The organism is Mesorhizobium huakuii (assembly GCF_014189455.1).
In the GTDB taxonomy this organism is placed as follows: Bacteria; Pseudomonadota; Alphaproteobacteria; order Rhizobiales; family Rhizobiaceae; genus Mesorhizobium; species Mesorhizobium huakuii_A.
The window spans coordinates 4,467,808-4,487,822 of sequence record NZ_CP050296.1 but is presented as its reverse complement, the minus strand read 5'-3'; the positions used below and the strand labels follow the sequence as shown (position 1 = coordinate 4,487,822).

Annotated in this window: 14 protein-coding genes and 1 pseudogene; 14 read left to right on the top strand and 1 reads right to left on the bottom strand. The window is 64.3% G+C overall.

Going from position 1 to position 20,015, the window contains the following annotated elements; genetic code table 11:
- The first annotated feature begins 5 nt into the window (after positions 1–5).
- The 12 genes from HB778_RS21670 (at position 6) to HB778_RS21615 (ending at position 14,977) form a co-directional block, all read left to right on the top strand.
- Positions 6–755 carry an SDR family NAD(P)-dependent oxidoreductase gene (locus HB778_RS21670; protein WP_183456827.1) on the top strand — a complete coding sequence of 250 codons (750 nt, stop codon included), beginning with the start codon at positions 6–8 and terminating at the stop codon, positions 753–755.
- Between the two features lie 82 nt (positions 756–837).
- On the top strand, positions 838–1,785 hold the full coding sequence (locus tag HB778_RS21665; protein ID WP_183456826.1) for a LysR substrate-binding domain-containing protein: 948 nt from the start codon (positions 838–840) through the stop codon (positions 1,783–1,785).
- A gap of 89 nt (positions 1,786–1,874) precedes the next feature.
- On the top strand, positions 1,875–2,909 hold the full coding sequence (locus HB778_RS21660) for an amino acid ABC transporter substrate-binding protein (protein WP_183456824.1): 1,035 nt from the start codon (positions 1,875–1,877) through the stop codon (positions 2,907–2,909).
- A gap of 81 nt (positions 2,910–2,990) precedes the next feature.
- Positions 2,991–4,154 (top strand): ABC transporter permease subunit, encoded by a 1,164-nt coding sequence (locus tag HB778_RS21655; RefSeq protein WP_183456822.1) that lies wholly within the window; start codon positions 2,991–2,993, stop codon positions 4,152–4,154.
- Between the two features lie 83 nt (positions 4,155–4,237).
- Positions 4,238–5,230 (top strand): amino acid ABC transporter permease, encoded by a 993-nt coding sequence (locus tag HB778_RS21650; protein ID WP_244661558.1) that lies wholly within the window; start codon positions 4,238–4,240, stop codon positions 5,228–5,230.
- Positions 5,231–5,242: 12 nt separating this feature from the next.
- On the top strand, positions 5,243–6,007 hold the full coding sequence (locus HB778_RS21645; protein WP_183456820.1) for an amino acid ABC transporter ATP-binding protein: 765 nt from the start codon (positions 5,243–5,245) through the stop codon (positions 6,005–6,007).
- A 53-nt stretch (positions 6,008–6,060) separates the two neighbouring features.
- Positions 6,061–7,467: an FAD-binding oxidoreductase gene (locus HB778_RS21640; protein WP_183456818.1), complete on the top strand. Its 1,407-nt coding sequence runs from the start codon at positions 6,061–6,063 to the stop codon at positions 7,465–7,467.
- A 115-nt stretch (positions 7,468–7,582) separates the two neighbouring features.
- Positions 7,583–9,253, top strand: a complete 1,671-nt coding sequence (locus HB778_RS21635) for a thiamine pyrophosphate-binding protein (protein ID WP_183456816.1) — start codon at positions 7,583–7,585, stop codon at positions 9,251–9,253.
- Positions 9,250–11,346, top strand: coding sequence for a hydantoinase/oxoprolinase family protein (locus HB778_RS21630; protein WP_183456815.1), 2,097 nt, complete (start codon positions 9,250–9,252; stop codon positions 11,344–11,346). Before HB778_RS21635 ends, HB778_RS21630 begins: the two co-directional genes overlap by 4 nt.
- Positions 11,343–12,962, top strand: coding sequence for a hydantoinase B/oxoprolinase family protein (locus HB778_RS21625; protein WP_183456813.1), 1,620 nt, complete (start codon positions 11,343–11,345; stop codon positions 12,960–12,962). The genes HB778_RS21630 and HB778_RS21625 overlap by 4 nt, the downstream gene beginning before the upstream one ends.
- Positions 12,959–14,161, top strand: coding sequence for a pyridoxal phosphate-dependent aminotransferase (locus HB778_RS21620; RefSeq protein ID WP_183456811.1), 1,203 nt, complete (start codon positions 12,959–12,961; stop codon positions 14,159–14,161). The genes HB778_RS21625 and HB778_RS21620 overlap by 4 nt, the downstream gene beginning before the upstream one ends.
- Positions 14,162–14,164: 3 nt before the next feature.
- Positions 14,165–14,977 (top strand): NAD-dependent epimerase/dehydratase family protein, encoded by an 813-nt coding sequence (locus HB778_RS21615; RefSeq protein ID WP_183465172.1) that lies wholly within the window; start codon positions 14,165–14,167, stop codon positions 14,975–14,977.
- Between the two features lie 142 nt (positions 14,978–15,119).
- On the opposite strand, the pseudogene tssH reads toward HB778_RS21615, so the two are convergent.
- A pseudogene (gene tssH / locus HB778_RS21610) lies at positions 15,120–17,964 on the bottom strand (type VI secretion system ATPase TssH).
- A 332-nt stretch (positions 17,965–18,296) separates the two neighbouring features.
- Between tssH and tssA the strand changes: the two are divergent.
- Positions 18,297–19,469, top strand: a complete 1,173-nt coding sequence (tssA, locus tag HB778_RS21605; protein WP_183456809.1) for a type VI secretion system protein TssA — start codon at positions 18,297–18,299, stop codon at positions 19,467–19,469.
- Positions 19,470–19,475: 6 nt separating this feature from the next.
- Positions 19,476–20,015 (top strand): type VI secretion system contractile sheath small subunit, encoded by a 540-nt coding sequence (gene tssB / locus HB778_RS21600; protein WP_095199080.1) that lies wholly within the window; start codon positions 19,476–19,478, stop codon positions 20,013–20,015.

Genomic DNA, 20,015 nt, shown 5'->3' with positions numbered 1-20,015 from the left:
TTTAGATGAAGGATCTTTCCGTTTTGATCGTTGGCGGCGGTGCCGGCCTCGGCGCCCTCCTGGCCGAAATGGCCGTGGCGGCCGGGGCGGCGAAGATCGGCATCATCGACATCAATCAGGAGGCCGCCGAATCCGCGCTCGCGCCGGCGAAGGCCAAGGGCCTGCCAACAGCGGCGGCGGCATGCGACATCCAGGTCGGCCCGCAATGTCACACCGCATTCGACGCCATCGTTGCCAAGCTCGGGCGCGTCGACACGCTTATCAATTGCGCCGCGATCTATCCGCGCCGCCCGCTTCTGGAAATCAGCGACGCCGATTGGGATGCCTCCAACGGCATCAACATCAAGGGCACCTATCACATGATGGTGGCGGCGGTTCGCCATATGCAGGCGCAACAGCCGAAGGCGCATGTACGCGGCCGCATCGTCAACCTGACCTCCGTCGACGCCTTCAAGGCGCATCCGCAGAACGCCCATTATGCGGCGACCAAGGCCGCCGTCGTCAGCCTGACGCGATCCTTCGCCCATCACGTGGCCAAGGACGGCATTCTGGTGAACTCGGTGGCGCCGGCCGGTATGGCCACGGAGAAGGCAAAAGCGCTCGGCTTCCTGGAGGAACTGGCCAAGGCAAGCCCGCTCGGCCGCGGCGCCGAGCCGGCCGAGATCGCCGAATGGGTGCTGATGACCGGTGGCCCGAAGAACACCTACATGACCGGTGAAAACGTCATTGTTTCAGGTGGTTATATCTACGCCTGAGGCGGCTTTCTGCAGCCGGCGGCGGCTGAAATACGGCAGTGCATGATCAACGGAGCCTCGAGCGGAAGGAGCGGAATATTCGATGACCGGCAAGCTGCGCCTTCCCTCGCTGAACGCGCTTCGCGTCTTCCACGCCGTGGCGCAGCACAAGAGCTTTCGACAGGCCGCGGACGAATTGCTGGTCACGCCGCAAGCGGTCGGCCAGCAGATCAAGCTCTTGGAAGACACGCTTCAGGTGACACTGTTCGAGCGCAAGGGCCGGTCGATCGAACTGACCGAGTCCGCCATCCTTCTGTCGCACTACGTCAAAGCCGGCTTCGACGAGTTTTCGGAAGGTGTACGCCGCGTCACCAAGTCGACCTACCGCGACCGCATCAACCTGAATGCGAGCCCATATTTCGCCACGCACTATCTGCTGCCCAGGCTTTCGCTGTTCCGGGAAATCCTGCCGGGCGCGGATCTGCGGCTGACGACGATGGTCGACCTGCCCGATTTCGGGCGCGACGACATCGATATGACGGTGCAGTGGGGCTACGGCAACTGGCCAGACTACGAGACCACGCTGCTGGTGCCGGACCCGAAGATCATCTGCTGCACGCCGGCGATCGGCGAAAAGATCAAGTCGGCGCGCGACCTGACGAAGTTCACGCTGCTCGACACCGTCAAGTCGAAGCGCCTGTGGCCGGATATATTGCGCCACCTCGGTGTGGAACTGACCGAAGGCGACCGCAGCATCAGCTTCGATGACGCGGCGACGATGCGCCGGGCGACCCTGCAAGGCATCGGCGTGGGCCTGGTTTCCGTCATCGACGCCGAAGAGGATTTCCGGGCGGGCATGCTGGTCGCGCCGATCGGCCGCGATGCCATCGCCGATATGCGGCCGGAGGAAGTTCCGGGTTTCTACCTCGTCGTCCCGCGCGGACATCTGCGCGTGAAGGCGGTGGCCGCCCTGCATCGATGGCTGGCCCAGCAAGACTGGCGAAGCGACCTCACCATCCCCTTGCCGAAACCGACCCCGCTTTCCGAATAGGAAGCGGCTTCGAGACCGGGCCTCGAAAGCTCTCTTTCGCGGCTCCAACAACAAGAAACGGAACAACCTCAACAGCGGAGACAACAAACATGAAGACGATGAAATGGGGGGCTGCGGCCCTGGCCCTTGGCCTCGTGCATTTTTCAGCGCCGGCGCAAGCTGCTGGCGGCAAGACGCTCGAAACGGTCAAGGCACGCGGCGTGCTGAATTGCACCGGCCATGACGGCTCCTATCTCGGCTTTGCCGAGGTGGACGACAAGGGCAATTGGAAGGGCATGGACATCGACCTCTGCAAGGCAGTGGCCACGGCGGTGTTCGGCGATCCGACGAAGCTGAAGGTCGTCCCGATCAGTTGGGCGCAGCGCTGGCCGGCGTTGCAATCGGGCGATGTCGACATCATCATCAAGGCATCGGGCGGCACGCTCAGCCGCGACACGGAACTCGGGCTGCAGTTCTCCATGTCCTACTACCTCGGCACGACCAAGGTGATGGCGCACAAGGAACTCAATCTGAAGTCGCTCAAGGATGCCGCGGGTGGCACGATCTGCATTCCCGCCGGCACCTCGCAGGAACAGCAGGTCGCCGCCTACACGGCCAAGCTCGGCATCAAGCTCGAGCCGGTGCTCATCGAAAAGACCGAGGAACTCGAACAGGCCTATTTCTCGGGACGCTGCGATCTCTATGCGCAGTGGGGCCCGACGCTGGCCATCGCGCGCATCGCCAAGGGCAAGGTCGAAGACCATGTCATCCTGCCCGACGTGCTGGCGGTCGAGCCCGAAGTGATGATCATGCGGCAAGGCGACGACAATTGGGTTGACATCGCCAACTGGACGCTGAGCACGCTGATCTTCGCCGAGCAGGAAGGCATCACCTCCAAGAATGTCGACGAGATCAAGGCCAAGCCGACCTCGCCGCAAGTGGCCAAGTTCCTCGGCGTGACGCCAGGCATGGGCAAGGGTCTCGGGCTCTCCGACGACTGGGCCTACAAGGTGATCAAGAATGTCGGCAATTACGGCGAAATCTTCGATCGCGACCTCGGCAAGGGCTCGCCCTACAAGATGGACCGTGAGCTGACCAATTTGTGGAACAATGGCGGCGTCCTGTTCCCGCTGGTCATCGACTGATCCGCTCTTAAACACATCCCGCTCTAGGCTCTGCCCGGCTTTGCCGGGCGGAGCCGGCGACAATTCGGGAAAGATTGGTCAATGAGCAGCCTGCTGAGAAATCAGAAGGTCCGCAACGCGCTGTTGCAGCTTCTCTATGTCGGTTCGATCGCAGCGCTGGTGCTTGCCGGTGTCGTGATCGCACGGCGGAATCTGGCCGAGCAAGGGATCACCTCCGGCTTCGACTTCCTGTTCAAGTCGACGGGCTGGGACGTGAACTTCACGCTGCTGCCCGCCACGGCCAATGACCCCTATTGGTGGTTCTTCCTCATCGGCATCACCAACACGCTGTTTCTGGGGACCGTCGGCCTGATGCTGGCGACAACAGTCGGCACCATCGTCGGCCTGGCGCGGACCTCCACCAACGAATTGGCGCAGTTGCTCGGCCGCACCTATGTCGACATCTTCCGCAACATCCCGCTGATCCTGCAGGTGTTCTTCTGGTATGCGCTGATCACGCATTTGCCGACGCCGCGCGCCGCGCACGAAGCCTGGGGCTTTCTGCTCACCAGCCGCGGGCTCTACATCCCGTTTCCGAATGTCGGCGGAGTGGCAATGGCGCTGGCCCTGTTGGCCCTGGTCGCGGCCATAGCGCTGCCGCTCTGGCTGGGCAGCACATCGCGCCTGAGCCAGGCAATCGGCCAGCGCCGTACGATCCAATTCGCCGCCGTGGCGGCAGCGCTCGCTTGCACGGCGATCATTCTGGTGATCGGCCGCCTGCCCGACGCTCCGTTCATCGACTTCCCGGCATTGCAAGGCCTGAACCTCAGGGGTGGCCTGCGCATTCCGCCGGAGTTTTCCGCGCTGGCCATCGCCATCGCGATCTATGGCGGCTCCTACATCGCAGAGATCGTGCGCGGTGGCTTCCAGTCTGTCGGCAAGGGTCAGATGGAAGCGGCGCTCTCACTGGGGCTCAGCCCGTGGCGGGTGTTCACGTTGGTGCGGCTGCCGCTGGCGCTGCGCGCCATGTTGCCGATCCTGGCCAACCAGTATGTCTGGCTGATGAAGGCGACCACGATGGGCATTGCGGTGGGCTTCACGGATTTCTTCATGATCGTGGCGCTGACGATCAATCATTCCGGCCAGACCCTCGAAGTGATCGGCATCCTGATGGCGGGCTTCCTCGCCATCAACCTCTCGCTGGCCGCCCTGTTCAACCGCCTCAACAAGGCCATTGCCCTCAAGGGCAATCAGCTGAGGGGCTGAGCCATGGAGATTGTCGCTCCCCCGCCCCCGGAAAGCTCAAAGATCTGAGGCGACGCTTCTTCGCGACGCCGCTTCAGGCCGTGATGTCGCTGATCTCCCTGGCGATCATGGCTTTCATCGTCTGGAAGCTGCTGAACTGGGCGGTCTTCTCGGCTGTCTTCACCACCAGCGGCGGGCCCGAAGCCTGCCAGGCCGCGGCCGGGGCCTGCTGGTCGGTCATCGCGGCCAGGTGGCGCATCATCTTTTTCGGCCTCTATCCCTATGAGGAGCAATGGCGCTCGGCGCTGGCCTGCGTGGCCGTGGTGGTGATGACGGTGCTGAGCTGCATTCCAGCCTTCTGGACGGGCCGCCGCATCGCCCTGGTCTGGGGTGTCGGAACCACCGTCTTCTACGTGCTGATGAAAGGCGGCGTGCTCGGCCTGCCCTTCGTCGGCGAGGAAGCGTGGGGCGGGCTGGCGCTGACCCTGTTCATCTTTGTCACCACCTGCCTGATCGGCTTCCCGCTGGCGATCTGCCTCGCTTTGCTGCGCCGCTCGGAACTGCCCTGGATTTCCCGCACCACCGGCCTGATCATCGATGGGGTGCGCTCGCTGCCGCTGATCTCGATCCTGTTCACATTCGCCATCGTGCTGCCGTTCGCGCTGCCGCAATGGCTGCAGGGCGACAAGCTCTACCGGGTGATCCTGGGTTCGGCGCTGTTCTTCTCCGCCTACCAGGCGGAGATCGTGCGCGGCGGCATGCAGGGCGTTGCCAAGGGACAGGAAGAAGCCGCCATGGCGCTCGGCATGCGCTACTGGCAGCGCATCGGCCGCATTCTCTTGCCGCAGGCCATGCGCAACGCGCTGCCGGCGACGATCAACCAGTTCGTCATCTCGTTCAAGGAGACCTCGCTGGTGGTCATCGTCGGTTTCTTCGAGATTCTGGCTTCCGGCAATGCTGCCTACGGCACCGGCGAATGGCGCTTCGCCTATGTCGAGGTCTACGCCTTCATCGCCTTCATCTATTTCGTCTTCGTTTTCAGCCTGTCCCGCTACGGCGCCTTCCTGGAACGCCGCATGTCGGTCAGTGAACGCTAAGGAGGCGCGGACATGATTTCAGGCAAATCGACGCAACCGGCCGGACCCGCGCTCCGCATCGAAAATCTCGACAAATATTACGGGACGTTCCACGCGTTGAGAAAGGTGAACCTGTCCGTGGAGCGCGGCGAAAAGATCGTCGTCTGCGGTCCATCGGGCTCGGGCAAGTCGACCATGATCCGCTGCATCAATCGCCTCGAACAACATAACGCAGGTCGTATCACTGTGCTCGGCACAGAGCTCAACGACGATGTCGGCAACATCGACGAGATCAGGCGGGAGGTCGGCATGGTGTTCCAGCACTTCAACCTGTTTCCGCACATGACGGTGCTGGAGAACTGCATGCTGTCGCCGATGATCGTGCGCAGAAAGCCGCGCGCTGACGCCGAGGCAACCGCCCGGCGCTATCTGGAGAAGGTCCGCATTCCCGAACAGGCGATGAAGTTTCCCGGCCAGCTTTCCGGCGGCCAGCAGCAGCGGGTGGCGATCGCGCGGGCGCTGTGCATGCAGCCGCAGATCATGCTGTTCGACGAACCGACCTCGGCGCTCGATCCGGAAATGATTTCGGAAGTGCTCGACGTCATGGTGACGCTCGCCTCCGAAGGCATGACGATGATCTGCGTCACGCATGAGATGGGCTTTGCCCGAAGGGTCGCCGACCGGGTGGTCTTCATGGATGGCGGCGAGATCGTCGAGGAGGCGCCACCGGAAGAATTCTTCACAGCGTCCCGCAACGAGCGCACTCGACAATTCCTGTCGCAGGTGCTGGGTCATTGAACGGCATTTTTGAAGATGCAACGTTCAAGCAGCACACACATTCAGGGATTTCCATGACTGACCCCACAGCCGCGCTGCGCCAGATCCTCGGACCGAAAGGCTGGCTTTCGGGCGCCGATGCCGCGCCCTACCAGCGCGATTGGCTCAACCGCTATGGCGTCGCGCCGCTGGGCGTTGCACGCCCCGCGACAACCGTTGAAGTGGCCGCGGTCGTCAAGGCGTGCCGCGAGGCTGGGCTGGCGGTGGTGCCGCAAGGTGGCAATACCGGGCTTTGCGGCGGTGCCGTCGCGGAGCAGCCGAACGCGGTGATCGTCTCGCTGTCGCGCATGGCGGCGATCGGCGAACCCGATCTCGACAGCGGCTCGATCGTCGTCGAAGCGGGCGTCGTGCTTGCCGCGCTGCACGAGGCGCTGGAGCCGCATGGCCTGATGTTTCCCATGCATCTCGGCGCGGAAGGCAGCGCTGGGATCGGCGGCTTGATCGGAACCAATGCCGGCGGCAGCCAGGGGTTTCGCTATGGCATGATGCAGGACCTCGTGCTCGGCCTCGAAGTGGTGACACCGGACGGCACCGTGTGGGACGGACTGCGCGCGGTGCAGAAGGACAATGCGGGCTATCAGCTGCGCAAGCTGTTCTGCGGCGCGGAAGGAACGCTCGGCATCGTGACGCGCGCGGTGCTGCGGCTCTATCCGACGCCAAGGCAGCAGGCGAGCGCACTTCTCGTCATATCCGACTTTGCCGCTGCCGTTTCGTTCGGCGCCTACCTGCGCGGCGAGGCAGGGGAATTTCTGACCGGCGTCGAATTCTTCAGCGATGTCGGGCTGGAACTGGCGCTCAAGCACTTGCCCGATCTCGCCTATCAGTTGGAGACGCGGGGCGATGTCTACCTGCTCGTCGAACTGGCTTCCGGCTCTAGCCGCGTTCCGCTGGACGAGATCCTGAATTCGGCGTTGGAATGGGGAATGGAGCAAGGCCTGGTGCTGGATGGCGCGCTGGCGACGTCGGGCGCGCATCGGGCGCAGTTCTGGCGGCTGCGCGAGGAACAGCCGGAGGGGCAGCGTCTGGAAGGCGAACAGCTCAAGCACGACATCTCCGTGCCGCCGGGCGCGATCGGGCGCTTCGTCGAGGCCGGTGCAAAAATCTGCCATGAGATTCTGCCCGGCGTGCGGATCAACCCGTTCGGGCATCTCGGCGACGGCAACATCCACTACAATCTGTCGCCGCCGGAAGGCCGTGGCGATTTCGACGGCAAGGCCGGGCAGTTTGCCGAGGCACTGTCGGCGCTTGCCACGCAAATGGGCGGCAGCTTCGCGGCCGAGCATGGATTGGGCCGTGCCAAGATCGCCCTGGCCGAGCGCAATCGCGGTTTGGTGGAGCGGGAACTCATGGCGCGGCTGAAGAGCGCGTTCGATCCGCTGGGCACGATGAATCCCGGTGTTCTGGTGCGTTCGCCACAGTAAAGAAAAACTTTCGAATAGTCCGCATTTCTTGATTTCGCCCCGACCCGCCAGAGTGCAGGTATAAACCGAAGGGCAGGCTCGGTCCGCTTGCCGCCAGCTGTAAGGATATCGAAGCATGATCCGCAATGGCGGCCGCCTTCTTGTCGAATGCCTGATCGCTCTGGGCGCGAGCAAGAGCTTCGGCGTACCGGGTGAGAGCTACCTGGCCGTTCTCGATGCGCTGCATGACACAGAGGGAAAGCTGGACTATGTGCTGTGCCGCAATGAGGGCGGCGCGGCGTTCATGGCTTCCGCCTATGGCAAGCTGACGGGATCGCCGGGCATCTGCTTCGTGACGCGCGGCCCGGGCGTCACCAATGCCAGCATCGGCGTCCACACGGCCATGCAGGACAGTTCGCCGATGATCCTGTTCGTCGGCCAGGTCGGCACCGACATGAAGGGCCGCGAGGCTTTCCAGGAGATCGACTACCGGGCCGTTTACGGCACCGTCGCCAAATGGGCGGTCGAGATCGACGACGTCGCGCGCCTGCCGGAGATCGTCGCGCGGGCCTGGACCACCGCCTTGACCGGACGGCCTGGCCCCGTGGTGGTCGCGCTGCCGGAGGACATGCTGACCACGCTGACCGAAGCCGCTCCGCTCAGCGGGCCGGCAGCGATTTTCGAGCCGGCGCCGAGCGTGGATGCGATGGCTGCGGCATTCAAACTGCTAGCGGCTGCGGAAAAGCCGGTTCTGCTCATGGGCGGTGCCAACTGGACGGAGGCTGGACGTACGGCGCTGCAGGCTTTCGCCGAGGCGTCCGACATCCCGGTCGTGGCCGCCTTCCGCTATCAGGATCAGTTCGACAACCATTCGCTCGCCTTCGTCGGCGAGGCCGGTGTCGGCATGGTGGCGCATGTGAAGAAGCTGATCAGCGACGCCGATGTGATCCTGGCCGTCAATGTGCGCTTCGGCGAGATGACCACGGACGGCTATACGCTGCTGTCGGTGCCGCAGCCGCGCCAGAAGCTGATCCACGTCCATGGCTCCGACCGCGAGATCGGCAAGATCTATGTGCCTGTCATCGGCATCCATGCCGGCCCGAACGCCTTCGCCAAGGCTTTGACGCCGGTCAAGGGTACATGGGCGGAGTGGCGCGCGGCAGCGCGCAAGGCCTATGAAGGGACATTCGCGGCACCCGTCCAGCCGGGCCCGGTGGATATGGTGGCGGTCAGCGCCTGGCTGCGCGAGACCTTGCCCGCCGACGTCATCCTCACCAACGGTGCCGGCAATTTCACGGTATGGCCGAACAAGTTCTTCAAGTTCGGGCCACAGGCGCGGCTGCTCGCGCCGCAGTCCGGCGCCATGGGCTACGGCCTGCCGGCGGCGGTCGCGGCAAAAGTCGCGTTCCCGGAGCGCACCGTCGTCTGCTTTGCCGGCGACGGCGATTTCCAGATGAACTGCCAGGAACTCGGCACCGCCATGCAGGCGGGCGCGCAGCCGATCGTGCTGATCATCAACAACGGCATTTACGGCACCATCCGTGCGCATCAGGAGCGCCACTACCCGGCCCGCGTCTCCGGAACCTCGCTCGAAAACCCGGACTTCGTGGCGCTGGCGAAGGCCTATGGCTTCCATGCCGAGCGGGTCGAATCCACCGCGGATTTCGCCGCGGCCTTCGGGCGGGCACTCAGCTCGACGACCGGCGCCGTCCTCGACATCGCCATCTCGCCCGAAGCGCTGACGCCCCGGCAGACCCTCTCCCAGATGCGCGAAGCCGCGCTCGCTTCGCAGAAGGCCAAGGCATGACCTCCCGAACCGACGACATCCGTCTTGGCGCTGACATAGGCGGCACGTTCACAGACATCGCCCTCGATCTCCGGGGAACGCTGTTCTCGACCAAGGTGCTGACCAACTATGCGGCGCCAGAGCAGGCGATCCTCGACGGCATCGCCGTCGTCACGCGCGATGCCGGCATTTCGCCTGCCGAGATCGGCATCATCATCCACGGCACGACGCTCGCCACCAACGCCCTGATCGAACGCCGTGGCGCCAAGACCGCGCTGGTCACCACCGAAGGCTTCCGCGACGTGATCGAGATGCGGACCGAAAACCGCTTCGAACAATATGATCTGAACCTGCAGCTGCCGACGCCGCTCATCCCGCGCGAGCATCGCTTCACGGTGAAGGGCCGGATCGGCGCCGAAGGGCAGGAACTGCAGCCGCTCGATGAAGCCGCGCTGGAGGAGATTGCCGGACGGATCGCGGCCGGCGGCTTCGGTTCGGTGGCGATCGGCTTCATCCACGCCTACACAAATCCGGCGCATGAACGCCGCGCGCGCGAAATTCTGTCCCGCAAGCTCAGCATCCCGATTTCGATCAGCGCCGAAGTGTCGCCGCAGATGCGCGAATTCGAACGCTTCAACACGGTCTGCGCCAACGCCTATGTGCGGCCGCAAATGGCCGACTATCTCGCCCGCTTCCAGACACGGCTGAAGGAGATGGGCGCCGACTGCCCGGTCTTCATGATCCATTCGGGCGGCGGCCTGATCTCGGTGGAGACAGCTTCTGAGTTTCCCGTGCGCCTGGTCGAATCCGGCCCGGCCGGCGGCGCCATCTTCGCCGCCGATATCGCCAGGCGCTTCGGCCTGGAAAAGGTCGTCTCCTACGACATGGGCGGCACCACCGCGAAGATCTGCCTGATCGAGGACTTTGCGCCGCGCACGGCCAGAACCTTCGAGGTGGCGCGCACCTACCGCTTCTGCAAGGGCTCGGGCATGCCGATCTCTATTCCGGTCATCGAGATGATCGAGATCGGTGCCGGCGGCGGCTCGATCGCCTGGGTCGACGCCATGGGTCGCATCCAGACCGGGCCGGAAAGTGCAGGCTCGGAGCCGGGGCCTGCCTGCTACGGCCGCGGCGGCACGCGCCCGGCGATCACCGACGCTGACCTCGTGCTCGGCAAGCTCGATCCCGACAATTTTGCCGGCGGCGCGATCCGGCTCAACACGGCGGCGTCGGAACAGGCCATCCTGCGCGATGTCGGCGAGCGCCTGTCGCTCGATGCCATGTCGACGGCCTTCGGCATCTGCGAGGTGGTGGACGAGAACATGGCCAATGCCGCCCGCGTCCACGCGGTCGAGAACGGCAAGAACATCTCCGACAATCTGATGATCGCCTTTGGCGGCGCTGCCCCGCTTCACGCGGCAAGGCTGTGCGAAAAACTCGGCATCGAACGCTGTATCGTCCCCAAGGGCGCCGGCGTCGGGTCGGCGATCGGCTTCCTCAAGGCGCCATTCGGTTACGAGGCGCTGGCGTCGAAGCTGACCCGCCTGTCGCGGTTCAAGCCGGCCGAGGTCAACGCCTTGCTCGGCGACCTCAGAGCATCAGCCGAAAGCTTCGTGCGCAGCGGCGCCAGCGGCAGCATCACCTGCGAGATCACCGCCTTCATGCGTTATGCCGGCCAGGGCTGGGAAATCCCGGTGCTGCTGCCGGACAAGCCGTTCGGCGACGATGCCATCACCGGGCTCAAGGAGCTGTTCGAGGCGAACTACCAGCGCTTCTTCGGCCGCGCCATAGAAGGGCTCGACGGGTTGGAGATCGAGATCGTCACCTGGTCGGTCAAGGCGACGGATATAAGGCCCGATGTTGCCAGGCACGAACTGACGGCCGGCACCCGAACCAGCCAGCCGCCCACGACCCGCGCAGTGTTCGATCCGGCAAGCGGCGAGCCGCAGACCTATGGCATCGTCGAACGCGAGGCGCTGTGCGCCGGCGACCGCGTCGCCGGGCCTGTGGTCATCGTCGAACGCGAGACGTCCACCGTCGTCACCACCAGCTTCGACGCCGTCATCCAGAGCGACGGCGCCATCCTTCTGATCCGCAAAGGCAGCCAGTCATGAGCGACATCGGCGATATCCGCATGCAGGTGATGTGGAACCGGTTGATCTCGGTGGTCGAGGAGCAGGCGCTGACCTTGCTGCGCACCGCCTTCTCGACCTCGGTGCGCGAGTCCGGCGACCTGTCGGCCGGCGTGTTCGATCCGCGGGGCCAGATGCTGGCGCAGGCGGTGACCGGCACGCCCGGCCACGTCAACACCATGGCCGAGGCGGTGCTGCATTTCATGAACGAGATCCTGCGCGAGGCCATGTTCGAGGGTGACACCTATGTCACCAACGATCCTTGGTTGGGCACGGGCCATCTGCACGACATCACCATGGTGTCGCCGTCCTTCCTGAACGGCGAGCTGGTGGCCTTCTTCGCCTGCACCGCGCATGTCGTCGATGTCGGCGGGCGCGGCTTCGGCGCCGACGCCAAGTCGGTCTACGAGGAAGGCATCCAGATCCCGATCATGAAGTTCGCCGAGAAGGGCAAGGTCAACCTCGACCTCGTCCGCATCCTGCGCGCCAATGTCCGCGAGCCGAACCAGGTGGTCGGCGATTTCTATTCACTCGCCGCCTGCAACGAGGTCGGTCATCGCCGTCTTGTCGACATGATGAAGGAGATCGGGCTCTCCTCGCTCGACGGGCTCGGCGACTTCATCTTCTCGCGCACACGAGACGCCATGCTCGAACGCATCAAGGCGCTGCCGAAGGGCAGCTGGTCGAACGAACTCGTCACCGACGGCTACGACGCGCCGGTCAAGCTGGCGGCAAAAGTGTCGGTCCGCGACGACCATGTCGAGGTCGATTTCACCGGCACCGACCCGATGAGCCGATGGGGCATCAATTGCCCGATCATCTACAGCAAGGCCTATGCCTGCTACGCGCTGAAATGCGTGGTGGCGCCCGACATTCCCAACAACGCCGCCTCGCTCGCCTTCTTCACGGTGACGTCGCCGGTCAACATCCTGAACGCGGTGCGGCCAGCACCTGTGGCGCTCAGGCACATTTTCGGCCACATGGTCCCAGACCTGGTGCTGGGCGCGATCTCCCAGGCCTTGCCGGGCAAGATCCTCGCCGAAGGCGCCGGCGCGCTGTGGAACATCCACATCTCGGTGCGGCCGGTCACGGGCGGCCAGGGCCGCCGTGCCGAAGTGCTGATGTTCAACTCCGGCGGCATGGGCGCGCGCCCTGGCCTCGATGGCCTGTCGGCGACGGCTTTCCCGTCCGGCGTCCACACGATGCCGATCGAGGCGACGGAGCACACCGGGCCGATCGTCATCTGGCGCAAGGAGCTGCGGCCGGACTCCGGCGGCGACGGCGAATTCCGTGGCGGCCTCGGACAGGTGATCGAGATCGAGGCGATCGAGGGCCATGAGTTCGACTTCTCGGCGATGTTCGACCGCGTCAATCACCCTGCCCACGGACGCAATGGCGGCGAGCCTGGAGTGGCCGGCGTGGTCAGACTGGACGACGGCACGCAGATGCGGCCCAAGGGCTGGCAGCACGTTCCGGCCGGCCGGCGGCTGATCCTGGAATTGCCGGGCGGCGGCGGCTATGGCGATCCGGCCAAACGCAGCACCGAGGCGCGGGCGAACGACCGCTCCAAGCAATACATTTCGGAGAACGGCAAATGAGCTACATTGCCTCGCGCCTGTCGGCGGTGAAGCCTTCGGCTTCCATGGCGGCATCGCAGGCCGCCAAGGCCCTGCGCGCCAAGGGCGTCGACGTGATCGATCTCGGCCTGGGCGAACCGGATTTCCCGACGCCCAGCCACATCATCGATGCCGCCCATGTCGCTGCCAAGGCCGGACAGACGCTCTACACGGGTGCTGCCGGCACGGCCGAGGTGCGCGAAGCCATCGCCGGCAAGTTCCGCCGCGAGAACGGGCTGGATTACACGGCCGATGACATCGTGGTGGCCAACGGCGCCAAGCAGATCATCTTCAATGCGCTGATGGCAACGCTGGAGAGCGGCGACGAGGCGATCCTGCCGGCGCCCTACTTCGTCTCCTATCCGGAAATGGTGAAGCTGCTCGGCGGTACGCCTGTCACCGTCGAATGCCCGGAGACATCGGGCTTCCGCTTGACACCAGACGTGCTGAAGAAGGCCATCACGCCGAGGACGAAGTGGCTTTTCCTCAATATGCCGGGCAACCCGTCTGGCGCAGTTTACTCCGAGGCCGATCTCAAGGCGCTCGGCGCGGTTCTCTCGAAGCACCCGCAAGTGCTCATCCTCTCCGATGAGATCTACGAGCATATCCTCTTCGACGGGCGCGAATTCGTTTCCTTTGGTAAGGCCTGCCCGGAACTCAGGGACCGCACACTGATCGTCAACGGCGTCTCGAAGTCCTATGCGATGACCGGCTGGCGTGTCGGCTACGCGGCCGGACCGGCGCCGCTGGTGAAGGCGATGTCGACGATCCAGAGCCAGTCCTGCACCTCCGTCTGCTCGATCGCGCAGGCAGCGACGGTGGCCGCGCTCAACGGCCCGCAGGACGAGGTGGCGCGCTTCCGGCAAGCCTTCGAGGCGCGCCGTGATCTTGTCGTCGATGGGATCAGGAAGATCAACGGCCTGACGCTGTCACCGCCGGACGGCGCCTTCTACGCCTATATCGGCTGCGCCAGCCTGATCGGCCGCAAGACGCCCGGGGGTGTCGTGCTGGACAACGATGCGGCGGTGGCAAACTATCTTCTCACCGAAGGCCGCGTGGCGTCGGTGCCGGGTGCCGCCTATGGACTTTCGCCCTATTTTCGTATCTCGACCGCGACCAGCGAAGAGGTGCTGACCGAGGCGATCGCGCGGATCAACGCCGCCGTCGCGCAAGTGGAGTAGATGATGCCGCATTATGACCGTATCCTGATCACCGGTGCTGCAGGCCGCCTCGGCTCGGAACTGCGCAAGGGGCTGGTGCCGCTGGCGAAGACGATCCGGCTGGCGGGGCGTGAACCGTTCGGCGATCTCGCGCCGCACGAGGAGGAAGCTGTCTTCGACCTCGCCGACATGGAAGCCACGATCGCTGCGACCAAGGATTGCGACGCCATCGTGCATTTCGGCGGCGCACCGCTCGAATGCGAGTGGCAGATGATCCTCGATTCCAGCATCCGCGGCTCCTACCATATCTATGAAGGCGCCCGGAAACACGGCGTGAAGCGCGTGATCTACGCCTCCTCGGTGCATGCCATCGGCTATCACGAGGTCGAGGCGCATATCGGCGTCGACGCGCCAGTGCGGCCCGACAGCCTCTACGGCGTGTCGAAGAATTTCGTCGAGAGCCTCAGCCGGCTCTACTGGGACAAGTTCGGCATCGAGACGGTGTGCCTGCGCATCTTCTCGTCTTTCCCCGAACCGGCGGACCGCCGCATGCTGTGGTCCTACCTCTCCTTCGCCGATTGCGTGCGCCTGGTCGAGGCAGCGCTGACCGCGCCGCGCGTCGGCCACACGATCTCCTTCGGCATATCCGACAACAAGCTGAAGATGGTCGACAACAGCGGCGCCAACCATCTGGGTTTCGTCCCACAGGACAGCGCCGAACCGTTCCGCGCCGCGGTCGAAGCCAAGACCCCCATTCCCGATCCGAAACGGCCGTCGGTAAAATATCTCGGCGGCTGGTTCTGCGAACTTGGCCACCCGGATGACAAGCCGGCGTGACGGCAGGATGATGCGCCGTCCGGGTATTTCTCCGACATGCCGCCGATCTGTCCGTCATCTCCTCCGTGCCGCGGTGACCTTGCCTCGCCTCTGACAAGGGAGCCGCAGCACCGAAGCATGCTTCATCCCCATTCACCTGAACCTACTCGAAGGAATAGGTGAAACCTTCCTTGGAGGCGCCAACGGTGACCTTTGTCATCTTTTCGCCCGCAAGCGACCGGTTGAGCACGCCGCGGCTCAATTCCGGCAAGAGCGTGTTGGTCAGGATGGCATCGATCATGCGTCCGCCGGATTCGATCTCGGTGCAGCGGGCCTTGACCAGATCCATGACACCGTCGCCGATCACCAGTTCCGCATCGTTGGTCGCCCGCAGCCGGCGCGCGATCTTGGCGAACTGGTGACGGGTGATGGCCTCGATCATGGAATCCGAGAGCGGGTAATAAGGAATGGTCACCACCCGGCCGAGGAAGGCCGCAGGGAAGACTTTCAGCAGCGGGGCGCGCAAGGCGGTGTCGAGATCGTCGAGCCCGGCCCGCAGCGTACCATTTTTGGTGCGGTCCATGATGACCTCGGAGCCGACATTCGAGGTGAGCAGGATCAGCGTGTTCTTGAAATCGATCCGGCGGCCCTCGCTGTCGTCCATCATGCCTTTGTCGAAGACCTGGAAGAAGATTTCGTGCACGTCGGGATGCGCCTTCTCGACCTCGTCGAGCAGGATGACCGAATAGGGTTTTCTGCGCACGGCCTCGGTCAGGATGCCGCCCTTGCCGTAGCCGACATAGCCGGGCGGTGCGCCCTTCAGCGTCGAGACGGTGTGTGCCTCCTGGAACTCGGACATGTTGATCGAGATCAGGTTCTGCTCACCGCCATAGAGCGTTTCGGCCAGCGCCAGCGCGGTTTCGGTCTTGCCGACGCCCGAGGGGCCACAGAGCAGGAACACGCCAACCGGCTTTTCCGGCGCGCCGAGGCCGGCGCGGCTGGTCTGCACGCGTTTGGCGATCATCTCCATGGCGTGATCCTGGCCGACGACCCGCTCCGAAAGCGTGGTGGCGAGCTTGAGCGCCTTTTTCGGTCTGGCTGGACAGCATCCGTCCCGTCGGGATGCCGGTCCAGTCCTGAACCACGGCCGCCACGGCATTGCGGTCGACGGACGGCAGGATGAGCGGTGTTTCGCCTTGCGCCTCGGCCAGCTCGGCCATCAGTTCGCGCAACCGGGCAAGGTCGGCCGCCGGATCTGACGGCGCAGGATCGGCAGCCGCCGGCGCCCCGGCCTTGGCTTTGGCCGCCTTGGTCTTCGCCGTTTCCGCCTTCGCCGTTTCAGTCTTGGGCGGCTCAGTCTTGGGTGGCTCGGTCTTGGACGGCTCAGTTTGGGGCACCTTGGTCTTTTCCGCGTCCGCCGCTGCCGTTTCGGTATCGGCCTCGGCGGTCGCCGCCGCATCGAGCGGCACGCCCTCGCCGCGCAGCCGGGCGCGCAATTCGAGGATCTCGGCGACGAGCGCCTTTTCACGATCCCAACGCTGCTGCGCGGCGGCCAGGGTGACCTCGCTTTCGGCAAGCCCGGTCTCGACACGGGCCTGCCGGTCAGTCACCTCGATGCCGATCGCCGCCTCGCGACCGATGATGCCGCGCTCGACCTCCAGCGCCTGGCGGCGGCGCAGGATGTCCTCGACCTCGGCCGGCGTGGCGTGCTGCGATATGGCGACACGCGCGCAAGCGGTGTCGAGGAGGCTCACTGCCTTGTCAGGCAGTTGCCGTGCCGGGATGTAGCGATGCGACAGGCCGACCGCCGCCTCGATCGCCTCATCCAGTATCTGCACCTCGTGATGCTTCTCCAGCACCCCGGCCACGCCGCGTAACATGAGGACGGCCACCGCCTCTGACGGCTCGTCGATCTTGACCACCTGGAAACGGCGGGTCAGCGCCGGGTCCTTCTCGATGTGCTGCTTGTATTCGGCCCAGGTCGTTGCCGCGATGGTGCGAAGTTCGCCCCGCGCCAGCGCCGGTTTCAAGAGATTGGCCGCGTCGCCGGTGCCTGCCGCGCCGCCGGCGCCGATCAGCGTATGGGCTTCGTCGATGAACAGAATGACCGGCGTTTCGGACGATTGGACCTCATCGATGACGGCCTTCAGCCGTTTTTCGAATTCGCCCTTCACGCTGGCGCCCGCCTGCATCAATCCGACATCGAGCATGCGCACGCTGACGCCTTGCAGCGTCGGCGGCACGTCGCCTTGGGCGATACGCAAGGCAAAGCCCTCGACGACCGCGGTCTTGCCGACCCCGGCCTCACCGGTCAGGATCGGGTTGTTTTGCCGGCGTCGCATCAGGATATCGACGATCTGCCGGATCTCCGGATCACGGCCGACGACGGGGTCGATCTTGCCGTCGCGGGCGCGCTGGGTCAGGTCGGTGGCGTATTTGGCCAGCGCCGAATCCCCGCCCGGCCCTCGTTTCATCGGCGTTTCTGTGGCGGGCGTCGCCGGAGCGGCGCCGGCTTCGAGCGAGCCTTCCGTGACATCGGCGAACCGCGAGATGACGGCGTCGGCGTCGATCTTGTCAAACTCGCCGCTGATCTTCGACAACAGGCCTTCCAGCACCGGCGTCTTCAGGCAAGCAAGCAGAATATGCGCGCTGCGGACTTCCTCGACGCCGAACTCGAGCGTCGCCAGGTTCCAGGCTTCCTGGATGGCATGGAAGATATGGTCGGAGAATTCCTCGATCGATGTCGCGCCATAAGGCAATTTGTCGACGGCGCGGGTCATGTCGGCCGTGAGCCGGCTCGCATCCACGCCAGCATCGGCGATGATCATCTGCACATCCGAGCGGTCGGACAGCACCAGTTGCTCGATGAAATGGACCAGTTCGACATAGGGATTGCCGCGCAGTTTGGCGGTGTCGGCAGCAGCCTTGAAGGCGCGGACACCCACAGGATTGAGCTTGCCGACCAGTTCCTTGCGCTTGAAAGTCTGCGATGACCGGCGCTGTTCCATCGAACGTGCTCCTGCGATCTGCCGATAACGTGCCACATAAGGCGTCACTTGACAAAGCGCGTGATGGACCGATGTCGGGATGCCCGGTTTAGCCGGCTCCTTTCCATTTGTGGAAAGTCCCGCATTACAGGCTGGAAACAGCCACGAAATTGAATGCCTCTCCGCAATGCGGTTCGCATGCAGCTTTGGCAATCATACCACGGATTTCGGCCCTCGAGAGCGATCGCATTTAGCTTCTGTTAATTTTTGAGCAGTCGTTGAATTGTGGTAAAGTGCAACCGTGTGATAACGTCGCGTCACTTACGGTTTGAGGCCGGTCGCTGGGGGTTTGTGTGCTTGATGTCGCACTCTGGCTTAGTCCGCTCGACGGTGGAAATCCGTCAGGGGAGGATTTGCGCAACGACCCGGCTTTTCATGAGCTGGAGCGCCTGACGGAGCCGGAGATCAAGGTCGTCCACGACGGCAACAACAAGCCCACGTCGCAAAGCACCATTCCGGTCGACTGGTCCGCCGTACTGGCAAAGGCGGCGGAATTGCGCGCGCATGGCCGCGACCTGCGCCTGCTCGTCATCGTCACGCGCGCGCTGGCCAATGAGGAAGGGCTAGCCGGGCTCGCGCAGGGTCTGACCCTCATTGCGCTAACCTTCGACCAGCATTGGGAAACCATGCATCCGGCCCTGCGGCCCAACGCTGCGCCGCGCGATGCCGCCTTGCGCCGCATCAACGCGCTGCTCGACCTGCAGAATGGTCAGGACGGGTTGTTGGCGAACCTGCGGCAGATGATCTTCTTTACGCCACGCTCGATCGGGCCGATCAGCGGACGCGACCTGGAACAGAGCGCGCTCGACGACCGTGTCATGCTCCAGGAAGCCGCCTCTGGCTTGAACACGGCGGAAAAGGCCGCGCTGGTCAGTGCGCACGGACAATTGCTGAACCGGGTGCGTGCCGGATGCGCGGCGCAGGCGGATCAGGCCGGTGCGGAGATGGTCGCGCTCGTCGCCGACGCCCGGGCAGCGATCGCGGCCCTTGATGCGGTCGAAACCGCCCTCAACGCTCGCCTCGAGGGCGGTGGCGCTCCTGTTCCGGAATTAAAACGGTTTCTGCAGCGTTTGCTGACGACCCTCGAACGGAACGCGGCAGCCGGCGCCGTGGCGAATGGCGCGGCCAAGACGCCCACCCCGGCAGAACCGGCAACGTCTGCTCGAAACGGTCATGGAGCCGATACTATGGCAAGTGCGGCAAGCTACACGGAGACCAGCACCGGGCTTCCCGACCGGATCTCCTCGCGCGACGACGTGGTGAAGTGCCTCGACCTGGTCGTCGCCTTCTATGACCGCACCGAACCGTCGAGCCCGATCCCGCATCTGGCGCGGCGCGTGCGCCGCATGGTGCACATGGATTTCGTTGAACTGATGGAAGATCTCGCCCCGTCGGGGCTGAAGGAATTCCGGCTGCTTGCCGGCGTTCCCGATGTCAAGAAGACGGCTCAGAAGGATGAAAGGTAACAGCACATGCCAGCCGAAAGCAAAGCGAAGGTCATCGAACGAAATCGCGCGCCGCGGGTGCAGATCGCCTACGATGTGGAAACCTACGGCAGCCCGACGACGATCGAATTGCCGTTCGTCATGGCCGTGATGGCCGACCTTTCCGGTGCTTCGCAGACCAGGGAAGCGTCAAAATCGGTGCTGGACCGGGCCTTTGTCGAGACCGACGCGAACCGCTTCCCCAAATTCATGGAGGCGCTCGGGCCCCGCGTCAAAGCCCGGGTGAAGAACACGCTGCCGCAGGCCGAAGGCCAGGAGCGCGACGAGGAACTGGCGCTCGATCTAACCTTCACCAAGATGGGTGATTTCGCTCCCGACAAGATCGCCGAGCAGGTGCCGCAACTGGCCGAGATTCTGAAGATGCGTCGCCAGCTCGAGGAATTGCTCGGTTTCATGGATGGTCGCGTCGACGCCGAAAAGCGCATCGCGCAGCTTCTGAACAACGAGCCGTTGCTTGGCAAGATCGCCAACCAGGCGCTCGCCGACGACGACAAGGCAGGGGAGTAA